Raw genomic sequence first — 18,676 nt, 5'->3', positions numbered from 1 at the left:
GCCAGCCACGAGATTCCTCTATCGACTTCAGCCAATCCCATGCGCCATCGATCTCGACTGAAGGGGCTGGCCGTCATCGCGATCGGCGGCATCGTATTGAATCTGTTTTACGAGAGCACCGGTCCTCACTGGAAGACCGTTTCGTCGCAGATCACATGGTCCGACCCGCCAGCAGGTGTGGGTGATTTCTACATCGCCGGCAACGAAATCATGTCGCTCACGTTTGCCGATCCTGTCGTGACGCTGAAGCCGGCCGGCGAGTGGAAGGTTCCGACGGTCGCCGAACCCACCGAAGCATGGATGAACAGTGCGGGAGAAACCCTCAATCGACGAACCGTGAATTTCTTCCGCGGCACGCTCGATCACGGACTGCAGCGCTTCTTGCAAGCGCCCGGCCAACACACCGCGTGGTGGCATTCGCGAGACGGTCAGGTCCACTTGATCAGCATCGGCTGGCTGGACTATACGTCGCAGCATTCCGCGGACGACCTCGTCTCGCGGCAAACCCGTGTCTGGAAATCGCTCGACGGCGGCCGCCACTGGTCGCAGATGGCATGGCCGGAGCACGAAGATATCGACGACCTGCTCTTCATCGACGCGCAGCACGGCTATGCGATTGGCCGCGGCCCCACCGTCCGGCGAACATCCGACGGCGGCGAGTCCTGGCAACTGATCGCACTACCGCCGGATGCAGTCGTCCCCAGTGGCCGTCGGCGCAACCTCAGAGCGGTGAATCTTGGTCCCGACGGCACCCTGCGAGTGGCTTACCATGTCGATCCGTCGGCAACGGGGCCCGCTCGCAGCGTCGTATACGGGCTTCCGCCAAATCAGCAGACGTTCGTTCCCGATATCGTTCTGCCGAACCAGACCGTCATCCGACTCGCTTCGACGCCGGCCACGACCAGCGGTTACGCGCTTTACGCACTGTCTCTCCTCGACGACGAGGGCGGCAAAGATACGGCACCGGATCGCGCACGCCGGGCCGGCGTGCTTTCGACGTGGACGGACACGCAACCCGCGCGCGTCCGGCAAGTGATGACGTTTGACATGAAGCTCATCGTGAACGGCCTCGACGTGGGCCGCGACGGCCTGTTACTCGTATATGCCACCGATCCCGGGCAAGCAATCGACGATCCACCAATCCCCCTGATGATCAGCAGCACTGACGCAGGCAGGACCTGGAAACAGAATGCCGACGGGATCGTCTATCACAACCGGTACTTCGACCAGGATACGAACACGCTCTACTCGCTGCTCGATGAAAGACTGAAGAAGCTGTCATTCCCCATCCGACATTCCCCCGCCTCACAAGACTGAATCCCCTCGCTACATCCGGAGACCCTATTCGATGAAAAAAGCGCTGCATCGCGCCGCATTCGTACTGTGCGCTGCCGCGGCGGCCACCGCCTCCGCCGCCAGCCCCTGCCCCGCCGCCGACACCGCCGCACGCGCGGCGCTCGACGCGCAGCACCGCGTACAGCAAGTCCGGAATCCGCAAGGCGACGGCGGCGGCACGGTCGACGTCTCGCCGCCTTTGCGCGACGCGCTTCGCGCGTACAAGCAGGCGCTCGTCGGCGCGATCGACGCGCGGCTTGCGTGCAGCGACGAACACGTCGAGCCGGCTGCGCTGAAACGCACGCTTGCGGCCGCACTCGGCGTACCCGCCCAATCCACCCAATCCGCCCAGCCGAAAAACGCCGAATCGGCATTCGGTCGCAACCCGGACGTCGACGTCCAACGCGACGGCACGTCCCGCCCGCTCCTCTTCGTGCGCGCCGGCTTCGACATCCCATGCGGCGACGACAACCTGCTCACTGCCTACGCATGGGAAAACGGCGGCTGGCGGCGGGTGCTGCGCTGGCAGGCCGACGACTACAAGGACATCGGCGGCGCCTACGGCGGCGGCTTCTGGTTCGGCGCATTGCCCGGCGGCCAGGTGGCGGTCGTCCACGGCACGCCGTGGTGCTCGTCGCGCTGGAGCCGGTTCGGCGCGGACGTGGTCGCGCCGGCAAGCGGCGCGGCCGCGCAACACACGCTGTTCCATACGGCTCACGGCTACGTGCTCGACGACGACGCGATCCGCTTCAAGGTGCGCCCCGACGGCTTCGAACTGCGCATGACGGTCGGCTCGCGCGACAGCGACGTGATGACACGGCCGGGCATCTTCCGCTATCGCGTCGACGGCGACACCGTGCAACGCGTGCAGCCGGTCGCGGTCAACGGTCGCGATTTCGTCGATGAATGGCTGGGCGTGGACGATACGCTCGCGCGCGCCTGGAGCGAACCCGCGGCCGCTGCGGCGGCGCTGCAAGCGCGACAGGCGTTCATTGCGGAAAGCAAGGCGCCCGATACCGGGTTCGCCTATGGACCGGTACGCGGCTGCGCGGACAGCAAGGATCTCTTCCAGGTCGAACTGGATCTGACGGGCAAGGACGGAAACACGGTTGCGCGACGCTACGCGCTGATCCGCCAGGAGCGCAACGGGTTCACGATGCTCGGGCTACGCAAGGCGGCCGAGCCGGCATGCCACGGCGCGAACCTGATGCCGCGGCACTGAACGTCGGCGGCACGGCGACGCCTCACAGGAATCGACGGCAAGCGGCACGCGCGCCTCGGCGTGCCCGGCCGCCCATCATTGGGCGCGTCGCGGCTCGAACACGAACGGTTGCGTGAGCAGGAACGGATTCGCGGTGGCGCCCGTCTGCGCGCAGGTCGCGTGCGTCATCGCATCGACGGCCGCGCGGTCCGCCGCCGCATTGCGGCTGCTCGTCGTCACGGTGACGTTCTGCGCTTCGCCCGCGGTCGTCATCAGCGCGCGCACGAGCACGGTGACCGGACGCGTGAGCGGCTTCGCGCTATCCGGATAGACGGCGCGCGGAATGTGGCAGGTCAGCTTGCTTTCCTGCGACGACGACAGCATCGCGCAGCCGGAAACCAGCACGGCGACGGCAGGCAGGATCAGGAGGGTCGAGCGAAGGGCCATGGTCGAATATCGTTCTTCAGTACTGTTGCGGACGAACGCCGCGCCGGCGGACATCGCCCCGCGCCGCGGCCATCGGACCGGCGCGCCGTTACGGCCGCACGACCGGCGGCTGCCCGGTCGCGATCCTGCTTGTCGGGTTCCCGGAGATCCGGGGCGGCGTTCGCGGTAGCGGCCCGCAGCGGGCGGCCGCGCACGCGAACGCTTTGCCGCATTGTGCACGCGCCGCCTTGCGCGTGGCCGCGATTTGACAATGGTTGACGCGAATCACACCGGATTCGGCAGGCATCCATTCCGCGGGGGAAGCAATCGCCGCCCCCTTCGCCCCGCCATCGCCCACCCGCCTCACCGCAATGCGGCCAGCGCCGGGATTCCCCGCCCGGCGCCGCGCGGTGTCGGCACGGTGTTCAGCGTGGCGTCACTCGGAATCGTCGTCGGAGTCGTCCTCGTCCGCTTCGGCCGGGACTTCCCCGTACTTCGCGACGACGGCCGCCTTGAACGCTTTCAGCTCCGGCTGCTGGTCGCACAGCTTGTACAGCGACGCGAGCTGCTGCGGCCAGTCCTTCAACTCCTTCGCAAACACATGCAGGCGCGCGACTGTATCGAGGGCGTCGGCTTCGCGACCGGCCAGCGCCTGCAGCACCGCATAGCGGCGCAGCACCGTCTCGCCGGGCAGCAGCGCGATCGCGCGCTCATGCGCGACGAGCTTGAGCGGCAGGTTGTCCGGCGAAATTGCCAGCAGCGTGGCCGCCCCGTAATCGCCCCACGCGCCGAACAACAGCGACGGCGCTTCGCGGTACTGTGCGGCCGGATCGCTGCCGTAATACAGCACTTCCGCGCGCTGGTAGTCGCGCAGCACGGGCACCGCCGCCAGCACGCCGCCGAACGACAGCACCGCGAACAGCCCGAACGCCGCGCGCCCCGGCAGGATGCGCAACGGCTTCACCTCGAGCAGGCCGATCACGAACATCGCCGGCAGCAGGAAGAACATGTACTGCTGCGGATATTCGACGAGCGCATGCATCAACAGGATGCCGATCAGCGCGAGGCCGAACACGCGCGAGCTCGACTGCGGCGCGCGCACTGCGCGCACGAACCACGTCACGAGCGCGACGACGAGCACGCCGAGGCCGACGAGGCCGGACTTCGCGAGCAGGTCGATGAAGATGTCGTGCGAGTTGTTCGCGATCTCGACACCGCCGAGCGTGCGCACGAGCGCGAACTGGTGCGACGGGAACTCGCCCCAGCCGACGCCGAGCACCGGATGCTCGCGGAACATCGCGAGCCCGTACTTCCACAGCGCGAGGCGCGGCGCGATCTGCCCCGCGTCGCGCATCCGGTCGGCCGCCGACTCGGCGAGCCCCAGATGGAAATGCACGTTGGCCCAGCGCACCGCAACGTTCACCGCGACGAAGGCCACCGCGAGCGCGACCGGCATCACCCATGCGCGGCGGTTGCCCGGCGCGCGGCGCGACTCGAGCCACGCCATCCAGAAGCCCGCGACGACCAGCACCGCAACCTGCAGCCACGGGCCGCGCGACACCGTCAGCGCGAGCCCGGCCGACAGCACGATCGACAGCGCGAGCCACGCCCATACCGCGAGCCGGCGCGTCTGCACCAGATACAGCGCGCCCGCGAGCGCGAACGCGATGTAGGTCGCCAGGTGGTTCGCCTGTGCCATGTTGCCGTACGGACGGCGATCGACCGCGATGTTGTACACCACGACGAACGGCGACACCGCGGATTCGAGATGGAACAACTGCACGACCTGGCTCGCGACCGCGAGCATCCCGCCGAGCAGCAGCGCGCCGGACATCATTTGCGCGGCGGCTTCGGCGAGCCCCTCGCGCGCGAGCGTGTAGCCGGCCTGCATCGCGACCAGCGCGGCGGCCAGGTAGCCGACCGCCAGCCAGTTCATCGACGGCACCTTCAGCGGCATGAGCGCGACCTGCGCGATCAGCACCGCCGCGAACCCGAGCGGCGCGACGAACGCGGCCGGCGCGGCGAACGGCTCGGGCGGGCGGCCCGTGCGTGCGAGCAGCACGACGGAGAGCCCCACCAGCAGATACAGCACCAGCGCGGCAAACTCGGAATAGAAGGTCGGGATCGGATACGTGTGATTCGTGATCGAGTACGGCACGATCAGGGCGACAGCCAGCGCAACGAGCGGCAACGAACGGGAAAAAGTAGAAGGCATGAGCGAACCGGATGTCAGCAACCGGCGCACTATACAAAACTTTCCCCCCTCTGTGCGGGCCCGTCGTGCCATCGCCCACGCGCCGGGGCGGGCGCAGCCGGCCCGCGGGCGCCGCGCCGCGCACGCGGCCACGGACTTGCCGGCATGCCCCCGACACTACGCGCGGCACTCCGCGGGCGCATATTGCGCGGGCAAAGTCGCGGCCTCCGCCGGCAACGGGCCCGCGCCCGGCGCCGGAAGCGACGACGCAGACTTGCCGGCGGCAAAGCACTCCCACGCGATCGCACCCGCCTGCATCGCGCCCTTTTTCAGCGGCACGCGCGCGGTTGGCGTGTCGGCCTTGTCCGGGGCGGACGGCACCAGGACGAGCGTATTCGCGCCGGCCGCGGCGACGCGGGCGGTGAACGCCACCGTGATCTGGCCGGTGTCGCCGTCGATGGCGACGGATTCGACGTTGCGGGTAGCGGCCGGCGGGCTGTAGCCGCCGTCGAAGCCCGCGCCGCTCGCCGCGTTGTCGGCCACTGCGAGCCGCGCGGACGAAGCAAGCGCGAGCCCCTCGCCGACACGCGACCGCGCGAGGTAATCCTGGTACGCGGGAATCGCATAGGCCGCGATCACGCCGACGATCGCGAGCACGATCATCAGCTCGATCAGCGTGAAGCCGGCGGGCCGGCAGCGCGGCAACGGCCGGCTCGCGCGCCGCAGATCGGCGGCGATGCGACGGAACAGGGAAACGGAAAAGGCTTCGAACATGACTGGCTCCGGAAACGAAAAACGCCTGCCGAATCAGGCAGGCGTTTCGATCGTAGCCAGCGGGCCGCAGCCCCGGCAGTCGGCCGGACGGCCAACGTCACGCGTGCGTGGCGCTGCGGCGTCGCCGGAGCGCGTAACCGGTGGCGACGACGAACAGCGCGCCGGCGATGCTCGCGCCGTAGATCGCCGCCGGCGTATCGAGCACCGGCCAGCGGTCGCCGACCGGGTCGTGCACCATCAGCCCGCCGGCGATCCAGCCCAGCAGCCCGGCGCCGAGCGCCACGACGATCGGGAATCGATCGAGCAGCTTCAGCACCAGCGTGCTGCCCCACACGATGATCGGCACGCTGACGACGAGCCCGAAGATCACCAGCGCCAGCCGGTGCGACGGATCGGCCTGCTCGGCCGCGCCGGCGATCGCGATCACGTTGTCGAGGCTCATCACGGCGTCGGCGATCACGATCGTCTTCACCGCGTCCCACAGCCGGTCGGCCGGCTTCACGTTGTCGTGCGCGTCGGCGTCGGGCGCCATCAGCTTGACGCCGATCCACAACAGCAGCAGGCCGCCGCCGAACTTCAGGAACGGGACGTCGAGCAGCACGACCGCGAACGCGATCAGCGCGACCCGCAGCAGGATCGCGCCGGCCGTGCCCCACACGACGCCGCGCAGCCGCTGGTTGGCCGGCAGGTTGCGGCACGCGAGCGCGATCACGACCGCGTTGTCGCCGCCGAGGAGGATGTCGATGATGACGATCTGAAACACCGCGCCCCAGTGGAGCGAGGTCAGGAATTCAAGCATGAGCGGTATCGGGTGCGGGGTAACGGCCGTCGGACAGACGTGCCGGGTGAACGCCGGGACATGCATCGCGCATGCCGGGGGCTTACAAATTCATTGCGAGAGCATAACAAAAAACGCCGGCAAGGCCGGCGTTTTTTGCAGGACGAACCACGCGGAAATTACAGCGCCTTCTTGAGCAGGCGGCCCATTTCCGACGGGTTGCGCGTGACGGTGATGCCGCACGCTTCCATGATTTCCAGCTTCGCTTCGGCCGTATCCGCACCGCCCGAGATCAGCGCGCCGGCGTGGCCCATGCGCTTGCCCGGAGGCGCCGTGACGCCAGCGATGAAGCCGACGACCGGCTTCTTCATGTTGTCCTTGATCCACTGAGCGGCGTTGGCTTCGTCCGGACCGCCGATCTCGCCGATCATCACGACCGCGTCCGTATCCGGATCGTCGTTGAACATCTTCATGACGTCGATGTGCTTCAGACCGTTGATCGGGTCGCCGCCGATGCCGACTGCCGACGACTGGCCGAGGCCCAGCGCCGTCAGCTGTGCAACGGCTTCATACGTCAGCGTGCCCGAACGCGACACGACGCCGATGCGGCCCTTGCGGTGGATGTGACCCGGCATGATGCCGATCTTCAGCTCGTCCGGCGTGATCGTGCCCGGGCAGTTCGGCCCGAGCAGCAGCGTCTTGCGGCCTTCGCGGCGCATGCGGTCCTTCACTTCGATCATGTCACGGACGGGAATGCCTTCCGTGATGCAGATCGCGAGATCCAGGTCGGCTTCGACCGCTTCCCAGATCGCAGCGGCTGCGCCTGCCGGCGGAACGTAGATGACCGAAACGGTCGCGCCGGTTTCTGCCTTCGCTTCCTTGACGCTCGCGTAGATCGGAATGCCTTCGAAGTCTTCGCCGGCCTTCTTCGGGTTCACGCCCGCGACGAATGCTTCGCGGCCGTTTGCATATTCACGGCAGGCGCGCGTATGGAACTGACCGGTTTTGCCGGTAATGCCCTGCGTGATGACCTTCGTGTCCTTGTTGATCAGAATCGACATGTATTTTGACCTCTGTTCGATTGGCGTCGCGTATCTGCCGCGCCGCCATGCGTATTCGATAGCGTTACTTGCCTTCGGCAGCCGCGACGACCTTCTGCGCAGCCTCTTCCATGCTGTCCGCCGAGATGATCGGCAGGCCCGAATCGGCCAGCATCTTCTTGCCGAGGTCCTCGTTCGTGCCCTTCATGCGCACGACGAGCGGCACGTTCAGGTTCACGGCCTTCGAACCGGCGATCACGCCTTCCGCGATCACGTCGCAGCGCATGATGCCGCCGAAGATGTTCACGAGGATCGCCTTCAGGTCCGGGTTCTTCAGCATCAGCTTGAACGCTTCCGTGACCTTCTCGGTCGTCGCGCCACCGCCGACGTCCAGGAAGTTCGCCGGCTCGCCCCCGAACAGCTTGATGGTGTCCATCGTCGCCATTGCCAGGCCCGCGCCGTTCACGAGACAGCCGATGTTGCCGTCGAGCGAGATGTACGCGAGGTCGAACTTCGACGCTTCGATTTCAGCCGGATCTTCTTCGTCCAAATCGCGGTACGCGACGATTTCCGGGTGGCGGAACAGCGCGTTCGAGTCGAAGTTGAACTTCGCGTCGAGTGCGATGACCTTGCCGTCGCCGGAGACGTTCAGCGGGTTGATTTCAGCCAGCGACGCGTCGGTTTCCCAGAATGCCTTGTACAGGCCTTGCAGGATGGCGCGCGCTTGCGGAATCGAAGCAGCCGGCACGCCGATCTTCGCGGCGAGGTCGTCGGCCTGCGCGTCGAGCAGGCCCGTCGACGGCTCGACGATGACCTTGTGGATCAGTTCCGGGTGCTTTTCGGCAACTTCTTCGATGTCCATGCCGCCTTCGCTCGAACCCATCAGAACGATCTTTTGCGACACGCGATCAACGACGAGGCTGACGTACAGTTCCTGCTTGATGTCGGCGCCTTCTTCGATCATCAGACGGTTGACCTTCTGGCCTTCCGGACCGGTCTGGTGCGTGACGAGCTGCATGCCGAGGATCTGGTTCGCGTATTCGCGAACCTGCTCGATCGACTTCGCCACCTTCACGCCGCCGCCCTTGCCACGGCCACCCGCGTGAATCTGAGCCTTCACGACCCACACCGGGCCGCCCAGCTCTTCTGCCACCTTGACGGCCTCTTCAACCGAGAACGCCGGCTTGCCGCGCGGTACCGCGACTCCGAATTTCCGCAGGATTTCCTTACCCTGGTACTCGTGAATCTTCATGCGTGATTCCCTTCAGTCTGAGAGTTGGATGAAATGTCGCTTAAGACGCTTCTTCGAATGATTTCCGTTCATTCCTTCGTGCTGCCCTCACCGGGCAAATCCGGCCGGTTCGTGCCATACCAGCGCGGGTAGTACTGCCGCACGACCTCGCCGTCGAACCGCAACGCCCGGCAGCGACCGAGCTGGAAAGGCGGTTCGGCGTGCTCGCCGTCATGGTCCGGTCCTTCGCCTCCCTCCTCGCGCACGTTCCACACGTCACCGGCGAACGCCTGGATCGCTGCCGTCGGCAGCACGGCACACAGTTCGGTGAGATGGGAACAGCCAGCGACGCCGGCGAGCAGCCGGTTCGCGTTGCGGCGGAAATTGCGGAAGAGATTGAGCCCGATGAGGGCCCGATAGGCGGGAGGGGCGGATTGACAGTGACCGGGATAGGGAACCCACTCCGAAGACGCTTCGGCGTCGACGACGTTGAGGTCACGATCGATAGTCACGCGCAGCCAGAGTTCGTGGATCGGCAGGCCTTGGGGCCGGATGCCCGACGCAAGCGCGACATCGCGCGGCTTGTGGTCGGTCAGGCAGGCTTCGATGTCCCACAAGCCGTCGCCGCGCTCGTAGGCTTCCGCTCGGATTGCGCGTCGATGTCGCAACTGACGGGGCACGGGCTCGGATAGCGGCATGCTGGAGGTTGAGGCCGAAGAGGAAAACCCGTGGATTTTAGCATATTGGGTATTTGAGGCATCCGGCCGCGACGGCGGGTATTCCCGCCTGTCCGGAAACGGTTGCATTGCAGCAAAATCGCGCGCAGCGCGCGCGACCGGACCGGTCAGTCGTCGATCGAGAAATCGTCGCCGACCTTCAGCAACTTCACGATGGTCGAGCTCGAGAAGCCGCGCGCGGCAAGGAAGCGCGCCTGCTTCGCGCGCTCGGCGGGCGTTTGCGGCAGTGCACCGAATTTCTTGCGCCAGACGGCCTGCGCGCGTGCCCACTCGGTCTCGCGCAATTGCGCGTTCACTTCCTCGACGAGACTGTCGCCAACCGCATGACGCTTCAGTTCGCTGACGATGCGCGCGACGCCGACGCGCGATGCGCGGCGATGCACGAGGCTCTCGGCAAAGCGTGCGTCGGACAGCCAGCCTTCCTTTTCCAGTGCATCGAGCACCGGCTCGACGGATTCGTCCTCACCGACGTACGGCGCGAGCTTGCGCGCGAGTTCGGCCCGGCTGTACTCGCGCCGGGACAAATAGCCGAGCGCGCGGCCCTTCAGCGAACGCGGCGGTTTCGACGACTTGCGCTCGGTGGCACCGGATTCGTCGCCGGAAGCAGCGTCGGCTGAACCGCTGGACGCACGGCGCGTGCGACGCGGATGCTGGCTGCTGCGCGTATACACATCTTCCTTGACCGACGCAGACACATCAGCCGCGCGCTCGCCCGGAAAGTTGACACCGGACACGCGACGGCGCGACCGGTCGTGCGCGTCGAACGATTCGTCGTCGTCGAACGGATCGACCGGCACGGTCATCTCAAACGAAACGAGGGCATCCTCGGATGCCCTCGTCGCGGTACGGCTCGCGGCATGACTGCCCGCGCTCCGCCGGTTGGCCCCCGAGGATTCGGCTTGCCGGCCGGAGCGACCCGCCGTGTCGGACGCGTCGCTCGGTTCCGGTTCGCCAGCCTGACCTCGGCGCCCGACCATCACTCTTCTTCGTCCATCGCCTCGGCTTCGTCGACCCTTGCACCATCGGGCATGGCGGCAACGCCGAGCGATTCGCGAATGCGGTTTTCGATCTCGCGTGCGATTTCCGGATTCTCGCGCAGGAATTCACGCGCGTTGTCCTTGCCCTGGCCGATCTTCTCGCCGTTATAGCTGTACCAGGCACCCGCCTTGTCGACGATCTTCGCCTGCACGCCGAGATCGATGATCTCGCCCTGACGCGAAATGCCTTCGCCGTACAGGATGTCGAAGATCGCTTCGCGGAACGGCGGCGACACCTTGTTCTTGACGACCTTCACGCGGGTTTCGTTGCCGATCACCTCGTCGTTCTTCTTGATCGAACCGATGCGGCGGATATCCAGACGCACCGACGAATAGAACTTGAGCGCATTGCCGCCCGTCGTGGTTTCCGGGTTGCCGAACATCACGCCGATCTTCATCCGGATCTGGTTGATGAAGATCACGAGGCAGTTCGTGCGCTTGATCGTGCCCGTCAGCTTGCGCAGTGCCTGCGACATCAGGCGAGCCTGCAGGCCCGGCAGCGAATCGCCCATCTCGCCTTCGATTTCGGCCTTCGGCACGAGCGCCGCGACCGAGTCGATGACGATCATGTCGATCGAGCCCGAGCGCACCAGCGCGTCGGTGATTTCAAGCGCCTGCTCGCCGGTGTCCGGCTGCGAGATCAGCAGCTCCGGCACGTTCACGCCGAGCTTCGCTGCATATTGAACGTCGAGCGCGTGCTCGGCGTCGATGAAGGCTGCCGTGCCGCCCAGCTTCTGCAGTTCGGCAATGACCTGCAGCGTGAGCGTGGTTTTACCGGACGATTCCGGACCGTAGATCTCGACCACCCGGCCGCGCGGCAGGCCGCCGACGCCGAGCGCGATATCGAGACCCAGCGAGCCCGTGGAGACGACCTGGATGTCTTCGGCCGCTTCGCCGTCGCCCATCCGCATGATCGACCCCTTGCCGAACTGCTTCTCGATCTGCGCGAGCGCGGCCGCCAGCGCCTTGCTCTTCTCGGCGGTCATCCCGGAGCCCTTCTTGCTATCTTCCATGAATCGTCCTTTGCTATGATGAGCAGCGTCTGTCAGAGGCGCGCCCGCTTTCAAGCGCTGCCCACGAATGCAGACACTGTATAAAAAAACAGTGTTTTATGCAAGCCCGCAATGCAGGCTGCGTTGTACACGGATAACTTCGGAGACAGCCGCGCCGGCGCGAACGCCCCGCCGGCCATCGGTCAGCAACATGCGAATTCTCATCGCCGAAGACGACAGCATACTCGCGGACGGCCTCACCCGGTCACTCCGCCAATCGGGCTATGCCGTCGACCACGTGAAGAGCGGCGTCGAGGCCGATACCGCGCTGTCGATGCAGTCCTTCGACCTGCTGATCCTCGATCTCGGGCTGCCCAAGATGTCCGGGCTCGACGTGCTCAAGCGCCTGCGCGCGCGCAATTCCAATCTCCCCGTGCTGATCCTGACCGCCGCCGACAGCGTCGACGAGCGCGTGAAGGGGCTCGACCTCGGCGCGGACGACTACATGGCCAAGCCGTTCGCGCTCAACGAGCTCGAGGCGCGCGTGCGCGCGCTGACCCGGCGCGGCGCGGGCGGCGGCCCGACCGTCGTGCGCCACGGCTCGCTCGCGTTCGACCAGGTCGGCCGCATCGCCTATGCGAACGACCGCGTGCTCGATCTGTCCGCGCGCGAGCTCGGGCTGCTCGAAGTGCTGCTGCAGCGCATCGGCCGGCTCGTATCGAAGGAGCAGCTCGTCGACCATCTGTGCGAATGGGGCGAGGAAGTCAGCAACAACGCGATCGAAGTGTACGTGCACCGGCTGCGCAAGAAGATCGAGCCGAGCGGTGTGCGGATTTCCACCGTGCGCGGCCTCGGCTACTGCCTCGAGAAAGTCGCGCCCGCGGCGCCGGCCGACTCGGCCGCGCCCCAGTCCGCGGCGGCCGGCACGCCGCTGCGCTGACCCCGGCCGTCGCCGCGATGGCCACGCCGGCCCATTCCCGCCATCCGACCGGCGATCAACCGTCCGCCGCCGACGTCGCGCGCGACGCGCGCTACGAGAACCCGTTCGCGCCGCCCGACGAAACCGACACGTCCGAGGCCGCGCGTCCGCGCTCGCTGTTCGGCGAAATCCTCGACTGGATGCTCGCGCCGCTCCTGCTGCTGTGGCCGATGAGCATCGCCGTCACCTATCTCGTCGCGAAGACGATCGCGAACGGCCCGTTTGACCGCGCGCTCGAGACCAACGCGTACGTGCTCGCGCGGCAGATCCATCCGGTCAACGGCGTCGCCGAGCTGACGCTGCCGCAGCAGACGCGCGACTTCCTGCGCGCGGACAACGTCGACAGCGTTTACTTCCAGGTGCTCGGCACCCGCGGCGAGCTGGTCGCGGGCGAGGCCGACATGCCGCTGCCGCGCGACGAGGACCGCCCGCCGCCGGGTGTCGTCGTATTTCGCGACGACCTGCTGCGCGGCAACGACGTGCGCGTCGCGTATACGACCGTCGCGCTGCCCGAGTCGAACAGCGCGCAGCCCGTGCTCGTGCAGGTCGGCGAGACGCTCGACAAGCGCAACGCGCTCGCGAACGACATCATCAAGGGCGTGATCCTGCCGCAGTTCGTGATCCTGCCGCTCGCGATCCTGCTCGTCTGGTTCGGGCTGTCGCGAGGGCTCGCGCCGCTCAACGCGCTGCAGGCGCACATCCGTGCACGGCGGCCCGACGACCTGTCGCCCGTCGAGGCGCAGCGCGCGCCGCCCGAGATCGAGCCGCTCGTCACGTCGTTCAACGACCTGCTCGCGCGTCTCGAACAGAGCATGGCGCTGCAGAAGCGCTTCATCGCCGACGCCGCGCACCAGATGAAGACGCCGCTCGCGGGGCTGCGCACCCAGGCCGAGTTCGCGTTGCGCCACCCCGTGCCGCCCGACGTGCAGCGTTCGCTCGAACAGATCGCGACGAGCTCCGAGCAGGCCGGGCGACTCGTCACGCAACTGCTCGCGCTCGCGCGCGCCGAGAACCGCGCGAGCGGGCTGACGTTCGAGCCGGTCGAGATCGCCGCGCTGGCACGCCGCACGGTGCGCGACTGGGTGCAGGCCGCGCTCGCGAAGCGCATGGACCTCGGCTACGAAGGCCCGGAGGACGACGCGCCGCTCGAGGTCGACGGCAATCCCGTGATGCTGCGCGAGATGCTCGGCAACCTGGTCGACAACGCAATCCGCTACACGCCCGAAGGCGGCCGCATCACCGTGCGCGTGCGGGCCGAGCGTGCGGCGCGGCGCGTGCATCTCGAAGTCGAGGACACCGGGCCCGGCATCCCGGCCGCGGAACGTGACCGCGTGGTCGAACGCTTCTACCGGATCCTCGGCCGCGAAGGCGACGGCAGCGGGCTCGGACTTGCGATCGTGCGCGAGATCGCCGCCCAGCACGGTGGCACGCTGACGCTCGACGATCACGTCTACCAAAGCGCACCTCGCCTCGCGGGCACGCTCGTGCGCATCAGCCTGCCGCTGTCGGACACCGCGCCGGATCAATCCTGATACGCGCGAGTCCGTACCGCACCGCGATCGCATCGAAACCGGTGCTTTACCACCCAATTGCGACACGATCGGAACGTGAAACGACCGATTCGGCGCGGGTTAACGCGCAGTCGATTTGTGCCCGCGAGTCAGTGCGCCGTAAGTTTCCGTGCCAATAATCGTCGACAGGCCCGCCCACCCAAGGCGGCCGCATATCTATATCAAGGGACTTGGAGACGATTCATGGCAACGTTAGGCGAGCAAATTTCGCACTCGCCGATGACGGGCGAAGAGAAGAAGGTCATCTTCGCGTCGTCGCTCGGCACCGTGTTCGAGTGGTACGACTTTTACCTGGCCGGATCACTCGCGGCCTACATCAGCAAGAGCTTCTTCTCCGGGGTCAATCCGACCGCCGCATTCATCTTCACGCTGCTCGGCTTCGCGGCGGGCTTCGCCGTGCGTCCGTTCGGCGCGATCGTGTTCGGCCGGCTCGGCGACCTCGTCGGCCGCAAGCACACGTTCCTCGTGACGATCGTGATCATGGGTATCTCGACCTTCGTGGTCGGCTTCCTGCCCGGCTACACATCGATCGGCATCGCGGCGCCCGTGATCTTCATCGCGATGCGGCTGCTGCAGGGCCTCGCGCTCGGCGGCGAGTACGGCGGCGCGGCGACCTACGTTGCCGAGCATGCGCCGGCGAACCGTCGGGGCTTCTATACCGCGTGGATCCAGACGACCGCGACCCTCGGCCTGTTCCTGTCGCTGCTCGTGATCCTCGGCGTGCGCACGTTCATCGGCGAGGAAGCGTTCGGCAGCTGGGGCTGGCGCGTGCCGTTCGTCGCGTCGATCCTGCTGCTCGCGGTGTCGGTGTGGATCCGGATGCAGCTGAACGAATCGCCGGTGTTCCTGCGCATCAAGGCGGAAGGCAAGACGTCGAAGGCGCCGCTGACCGAAGCGTTCGGCCAGTGGAAGAACCTGAAGATCGTGATCCTCGCGCTCATCGGCCTGACGGCCGGCCAGGCCGTCGTGTGGTACACCGGCCAGTTCTACGCGCTGTTCTTCCTCACGCAGACGCTGAAGGTCGACGGTGCCAGCGCGAACATCCTGATCGCGATCGCACTCCTGATCGGCACACCGTTCTTTCTGTTCTTCGGTTCGCTGTCGGACAAGATCGGCCGCAAGCCGATCATCCTCGCGGGCTGCCTGATCGCGGCGCTCACCTACTTCCCGCTGTTCAAGGCGCTCACGCACTACGCGAACCCGCAGCTAGAACTCGCGACGCAGAAGGCGCCGATCACGGTCCTCGCCGATCCGGCCACCTGCTCGTTCCAGTTCAACCCGGTGGGCACGTCGAAGTTCACGAGCTCGTGCGACATCGTGAAGAGCGCGCTCGCGAAGGCCGGCCTGAACTACGAGAACGTCGCGGCGCCGGCTGGCGCGACCGCGCAGATCAAGGTCGGCGATACGGTGATCCCCGCGTATGACGGCAAGGCGGCCGACGCGAAGGCGCAGGGCGCGGCGTTCGACAAGACGCTCGCGTCCACGCTGAAGGCGGCCGGCTACCCGGCGAAGGCCGACCCGGCGCAGCTCAATTGGCCGATGACGATCGTGATCCTGACGATCCTCGTGATCTACGTGACGATGGTCTACGGCCCGATCGCCGCGATGCTGGTCGAGATGTTCCCGACGCGGATCCGCTACACGTCGATGTCGCTGCCCTATCACATCGGCAACGGCTGGTTCGGCGGCTTCCTGCCGGCGACCGCGTTCGCGATCGTCGCGGCGAAGGGCGACATCTACTCGGGGCTCTGGTATCCGATCGTGATCGCGCTGGCCACGTTCGTGATCGGCCTGCTGTTCGTCAAGGAGACGAAGGACTCGAACATCTACGCGCAGGATTGAGGTAGGTCGGGCGCGGGCGGCATCCCCGCCCGCAACCCGCGCCGGGGCCGGCCCCGGCACCTTTTTTCAGGAAAGTGAAAAAAGGTGTTGACAGTCCGGCGGTACATCTACATAATTCAAGTCTTCGGCGAATTAGCTCAGTCGGTTAGAGCGACGGAATCATAATCCGCAGGTCCGGGGTTCGAGTCCCTGATTCGCCACCAAATGCGAAAAGCCGCTGTTCCGAAAGGATCAGCGGCTTTTTTCATTGCATCATCCGGGTGTACGCGGATTCGCGCGTCGCCTGTCCGTCAGGCGCGCGCGTTCCACTCGTTACGCCACCACCGACCCGCGCTCCTCCATCGCCTCCGCCCGCACCTTCCCCCGCCAGTTCTCCCCGCCCTCCAGCGCCGGCGTCGACTCGAACAGCTCCGCGATCCAGTCCGCGAACACGCGCACCTTCTGCGACAGATGCCGGTTGTGCGGATACACGATCGAGATCGGCTTGGGCTTCGGATTGCAGTCGGGCAGCACCTCGACCAGCGAGCCGTCGCGCAGGTGCGGCAGCACCATGAACAGCGTCGGCTGGATCATCCCGAACCCTTCGAGCCCGCACGTCACGTACGCATCCGAATCGTTGACGGTGACGCTGCCGTTCATCCGCACCTCGACCGGCTTGCCCTCGATCATGAACACCCACGGAATCGCCCGTGCACCGTGGCTCGCGCGGAAATTCACCGCATGATGGTCGGCCAGGTCGGCGATCTCCTGAGGCTCGCCGCGACGCGCCAGATAGTCGGGCGACGCGCAGGTCACGCGCTTGAGCATCCCGATCCGCCGCGCGACCATCGACGAATCCTCGAGCGGCCCGACCCGGATCATGCAGTCGATGCCCTCCTCGACCGGATCCACGTAGCGGTCCGACAAGCCGAGGTCGAGCGTGATGTCCGGATAACGCTGCCGGAAGACCGACAGCGCCGGCAACACGACGCGCCGCCCGAGCGAACTCGGCATGTGGACGCGCAGCACGCCGCTCGGCTTGCGGTTGCCGGTCTGGAAACTCGCGTCGGCTTCCGCGATCTCCGAGATGATCTTCATGCAATGCTCGTAATACGCGGCGCCCTCCGGCGTCAGCGACAGCCGGCGCGTCGTCCGGTGCATCAGACGCACACCGAGCAGCGCTTCGAGATTCTGGATGATGGTCGTCACCGACGCGCGCGGCATCGCGAGCGTGTCGGCCGCGCGCGTGAAGCTGTTCGCGTCGACCACGCGAGTGAAAACTTCCATTGCCTGAATGCGGTCCATGCTGCGCCCCCCTTCGAATCGCCAACGGAACAGAATAGAGCGCGCAACCCGCGCGGCACAAGCCCCCGTCTATTGTTTGCCTTGTCTGAATAGTTGCAGCGATTCGGACTGGAAAGTGATACGGATTCGTGCAGTTCCAGACGTGGCGGCTCCGTCCCCGGTCGCCATGCGCGGCGCGTTCGCCGTTCGCCGTTCGCCGTTCGCCGTTCGCCGTTCGCCGTTCGCCGTTCGCCGTTCGCCGTTCGCCGTTCGCCGGCACGTTACCGCACGAACCGCTCGCGATAGCCCTGCGGCGACACGCCGAGCACGCGCACGAAACTGCGCCGCAGCGTCTCTTCCGAGCCGAATCCGCACCGAGTGGCGATCCGCTTGACGGGCCACGCGGTTTCGCCGAGCAGACGCTGCGCGGCCTCGACGCGAATCTGCTCGACCGCGCGCGCGGGCGTGCGGCCGGTGCCCGCGCGGTAGTGACGCACGAAGCTGCGCTCGCTCATGCTGACGCGCTCGGCGAGCGCCGGCACCGACAGGTCGGCCGTCAGGTGCTCGGCGATCCATGCATGGAGTTCACCGAAGCGGTCGTCGGTACGCTGCATCGATAACATCGTGCTGAACTGCGCCTGCCCGCCCGGCCGCTTCAGGAACACGACGAGCTCGCGCGCGGCGTCGAGCGCGACCGCCCGCCCGAGATCCTCCTCGACCAGCGCGAGCGCGAGATCGATGCCGGCCGTCACGCCGGCCGACGTCCACAGCGCGCCTTCGCGGATGAAGATCGGATCGGGCTCGACACGCACGTTCGGATAGCGCGCCGAGAATTCGTCGCAGCGCGCCCAGTGCGTGACCGCGCGCCGCCCGTCGAGCAGGCCGGCCTCGGCGAGCAGGAACGCGCCGGTGCAGACCGACGCCACGCGTCGCGCGCGCTGCGCCTGCTGCCGGACCCACCGCACCATCCGCGCATCCTGCGAAGCGGCGTGCACGCCCTTGCCGCCGGCCACGATCAGCGTATCGGGCCGCCCGGCCGAGCGCAGCGAGTCGGCCATCACCACGAGGCCGGAGGACGTCTCGACCGGCCCCGCCTCCGCGGCGACGACACGTGGCGCGTACGGTGCGGGTCGCCCGCGCTCCTGCGCGAGTTCGTTGACGGATGCGAACACCTGCAGCGGCCCGGACACGTCGAGCAACTGCGCACGGGGAAACGCGAGGACGAGGATCGAGCGCGGAGCGGCAGGCATGGCGATTGGCTGAAAACGTGGGCGAT

At 66.8% G+C, this 18,676-nt stretch carries 16 protein-coding genes and 1 tRNA gene; 6 read left to right on the top strand and 11 right to left on the bottom strand.

Features of this window, described 5'->3' with window-relative positions; all coding sequences use genetic code 11:
* The first annotated feature begins 39 nt into the window (after positions 1-39).
* Positions 40-1,317, top strand: a complete 1,278-nt coding sequence (locus DIE11_RS02870; protein WP_059607924.1) for a hypothetical protein — start codon at positions 40-42, stop codon at positions 1,315-1,317.
* Positions 1,318-1,348: 31 nt separating this feature from the next.
* Positions 1,349-2,557: a hypothetical protein gene (locus DIE11_RS02865; RefSeq protein ID WP_059607923.1), complete on the top strand. Its 1,209-nt coding sequence runs from the start codon at positions 1,349-1,351 to the stop codon at positions 2,555-2,557.
* A 75-nt stretch (positions 2,558-2,632) separates the two neighbouring features.
* Here the strand turns inward: DIE11_RS02865 and DIE11_RS02860 are convergent, their stop codons facing one another.
* The 9 genes from DIE11_RS02860 to recA all read right to left on the bottom strand — a co-directional run bounded on the left by DIE11_RS02860 (position 2,633) and on the right by recA (position 11,766).
* Positions 2,633-2,983, bottom strand: a complete 351-nt coding sequence (locus tag DIE11_RS02860; RefSeq protein WP_006749941.1) for a TonB family protein — start codon at positions 2,981-2,983, stop codon at positions 2,633-2,635.
* Positions 2,984-3,398: 415 nt separating this feature from the next.
* Positions 3,399-5,177, bottom strand: a complete 1,779-nt coding sequence (locus DIE11_RS02855; protein ID WP_124621388.1) for a Wzy polymerase domain-containing protein — start codon at positions 5,175-5,177, stop codon at positions 3,399-3,401.
* A gap of 156 nt (positions 5,178-5,333) precedes the next feature.
* The gene (locus tag DIE11_RS02850) at positions 5,334-5,930 is read right to left on the bottom strand and encodes a pilin (RefSeq protein ID WP_124621386.1); all 597 of its coding nucleotides are present in this window, start codon (positions 5,928-5,930) and stop codon (positions 5,334-5,336) included.
* 97 nt (positions 5,931-6,027) lie between these two features.
* On the bottom strand, positions 6,028-6,729 hold the full coding sequence (locus DIE11_RS02845) for a TerC family protein (RefSeq protein WP_124621384.1): 702 nt from the start codon (positions 6,727-6,729) through the stop codon (positions 6,028-6,030).
* Positions 6,730-6,887: 158 nt separating this feature from the next.
* Complete coding sequence (sucD, locus tag DIE11_RS02840; protein WP_010090788.1) at positions 6,888-7,769, bottom strand: succinate--CoA ligase subunit alpha; 882 nt, start codon at positions 7,767-7,769, stop codon at positions 6,888-6,890.
* Positions 7,770-7,833: 64 nt separating this feature from the next.
* Positions 7,834-9,000, bottom strand: a complete 1,167-nt coding sequence (gene sucC, locus DIE11_RS02835) for an ADP-forming succinate--CoA ligase subunit beta (RefSeq protein WP_059528034.1) — start codon at positions 8,998-9,000, stop codon at positions 7,834-7,836.
* 68 nt (positions 9,001-9,068) lie between these two features.
* Positions 9,069-9,677 (bottom strand): DUF2889 domain-containing protein, encoded by a 609-nt coding sequence (locus tag DIE11_RS02830; RefSeq protein ID WP_059528036.1) that lies wholly within the window; start codon positions 9,675-9,677, stop codon positions 9,069-9,071.
* 146 nt (positions 9,678-9,823) lie between these two features.
* Positions 9,824-10,693 (bottom strand): recombination regulator RecX, encoded by an 870-nt coding sequence (gene recX / locus DIE11_RS02825; RefSeq protein WP_059607553.1) that lies wholly within the window; start codon positions 10,691-10,693, stop codon positions 9,824-9,826.
* A complete protein-coding gene (recA, locus tag DIE11_RS02820) occupies positions 10,693-11,766 on the bottom strand; it encodes a recombinase RecA (RefSeq protein WP_059607555.1) in 1,074 nt (357 codons plus the stop codon). The genes recX and recA overlap by 1 nt, the downstream gene beginning before the upstream one ends.
* Before the next feature lie 190 nt (positions 11,767-11,956).
* Between recA and DIE11_RS02815 the strand changes: the two genes are divergently transcribed.
* From DIE11_RS02815 to DIE11_RS02800, 4 genes are all read left to right on the top strand, one after another.
* Entirely contained in the window at positions 11,957-12,685 is a 729-nt protein-coding gene (locus DIE11_RS02815) for a response regulator transcription factor (RefSeq protein ID WP_059607556.1), read from the top strand.
* A 17-nt stretch (positions 12,686-12,702) separates the two neighbouring features.
* Positions 12,703-14,256, top strand: a complete 1,554-nt coding sequence (locus DIE11_RS02810) for a sensor histidine kinase (RefSeq protein WP_124621382.1) — start codon at positions 12,703-12,705, stop codon at positions 14,254-14,256.
* Between the two features lie 222 nt (positions 14,257-14,478).
* The gene (locus DIE11_RS02805) at positions 14,479-16,137 is read left to right on the top strand and encodes an MFS transporter (RefSeq protein WP_124621380.1); all 1,659 of its coding nucleotides are present in this window, start codon (positions 14,479-14,481) and stop codon (positions 16,135-16,137) included.
* 126 nt (positions 16,138-16,263) lie between these two features.
* Positions 16,264-16,340 (top strand) — tRNA-Met (locus DIE11_RS02800).
* Positions 16,341-16,449: 109 nt separating this feature from the next.
* On the opposite strand, the gene DIE11_RS02795 is transcribed toward DIE11_RS02800, so the two are convergent.
* The gene (locus tag DIE11_RS02795) at positions 16,450-17,421 is read right to left on the bottom strand and encodes a LysR family transcriptional regulator (protein WP_124621378.1); all 972 of its coding nucleotides are present in this window, start codon (positions 17,419-17,421) and stop codon (positions 16,450-16,452) included.
* Positions 17,422-17,681: 260 nt separating this feature from the next.
* Positions 17,682-18,650: a GlxA family transcriptional regulator gene (locus DIE11_RS02785; RefSeq protein WP_124621374.1), complete on the bottom strand. Its 969-nt coding sequence runs from the start codon at positions 18,648-18,650 to the stop codon at positions 17,682-17,684.
* Positions 18,651-18,676: the final 26 nt, after the last annotated feature.

This window comes from Burkholderia sp. Bp9012 (assembly GCF_003853825.1).
GTDB classification, from domain to species: Bacteria; Pseudomonadota; Gammaproteobacteria; order Burkholderiales; family Burkholderiaceae; genus Burkholderia; species Burkholderia diffusa.
The sequence above is the reverse complement of the archived record's forward strand: the minus strand, read 5'-3'. Positions and strand labels throughout refer to the sequence as shown.

Excerpts from the sequence above, each read along its gene's own strand:
- DIE11_RS02870 (WP_059607924.1), top strand. The coding sequence starts at position 40 with ATGCGCCATCGATCTCGACTGAAGGGGCTGGCCGTCATCGCGATCGGC.
- DIE11_RS02865 (WP_059607923.1), top strand. The coding sequence starts at position 1,349 with ATGAAAAAAGCGCTGCATCGCGCCGCATTCGTACTGTGCGCTGCCGCG.
- DIE11_RS02860 (WP_006749941.1), bottom strand. The coding sequence starts at position 2,983 with ATGGCCCTTCGCTCGACCCTCCTGATCCTGCCTGCCGTCGCCGTGCTG.
- DIE11_RS02855 (WP_124621388.1), bottom strand. The coding sequence starts at position 5,177 with ATGCCTTCTACTTTTTCCCGTTCGTTGCCGCTCGTTGCGCTGGCTGTC.
- DIE11_RS02850 (WP_124621386.1), bottom strand. The coding sequence starts at position 5,930 with ATGTTCGAAGCCTTTTCCGTTTCCCTGTTCCGTCGCATCGCCGCCGAT.
- DIE11_RS02845 (WP_124621384.1), bottom strand. The coding sequence starts at position 6,729 with ATGCTTGAATTCCTGACCTCGCTCCACTGGGGCGCGGTGTTTCAGATC.
- sucD (WP_010090788.1), bottom strand. The coding sequence starts at position 7,769 with ATGTCGATTCTGATCAACAAGGACACGAAGGTCATCACGCAGGGCATT.
- sucC (WP_059528034.1), bottom strand. The coding sequence starts at position 9,000 with ATGAAGATTCACGAGTACCAGGGTAAGGAAATCCTGCGGAAATTCGGA.
- DIE11_RS02830 (WP_059528036.1), bottom strand. The coding sequence starts at position 9,677 with ATGCCGCTATCCGAGCCCGTGCCCCGTCAGTTGCGACATCGACGCGCA.
- recX (WP_059607553.1), bottom strand. The coding sequence starts at position 10,693 with ATGGTCGGGCGCCGAGGTCAGGCTGGCGAACCGGAACCGAGCGACGCG.
- recA (WP_059607555.1), bottom strand. The coding sequence starts at position 11,766 with ATGGAAGATAGCAAGAAGGGCTCCGGGATGACCGCCGAGAAGAGCAAG.
- DIE11_RS02815 (WP_059607556.1), top strand. The coding sequence starts at position 11,957 with ATGCGAATTCTCATCGCCGAAGACGACAGCATACTCGCGGACGGCCTC.
- DIE11_RS02810 (WP_124621382.1), top strand. The coding sequence starts at position 12,703 with ATGGCCACGCCGGCCCATTCCCGCCATCCGACCGGCGATCAACCGTCC.
- DIE11_RS02805 (WP_124621380.1), top strand. The coding sequence starts at position 14,479 with ATGGCAACGTTAGGCGAGCAAATTTCGCACTCGCCGATGACGGGCGAA.
- DIE11_RS02795 (WP_124621378.1), bottom strand. The coding sequence starts at position 17,421 with ATGGACCGCATTCAGGCAATGGAAGTTTTCACTCGCGTGGTCGACGCG.
- DIE11_RS02785 (WP_124621374.1), bottom strand. The coding sequence starts at position 18,650 with ATGCCTGCCGCTCCGCGCTCGATCCTCGTCCTCGCGTTTCCCCGTGCG.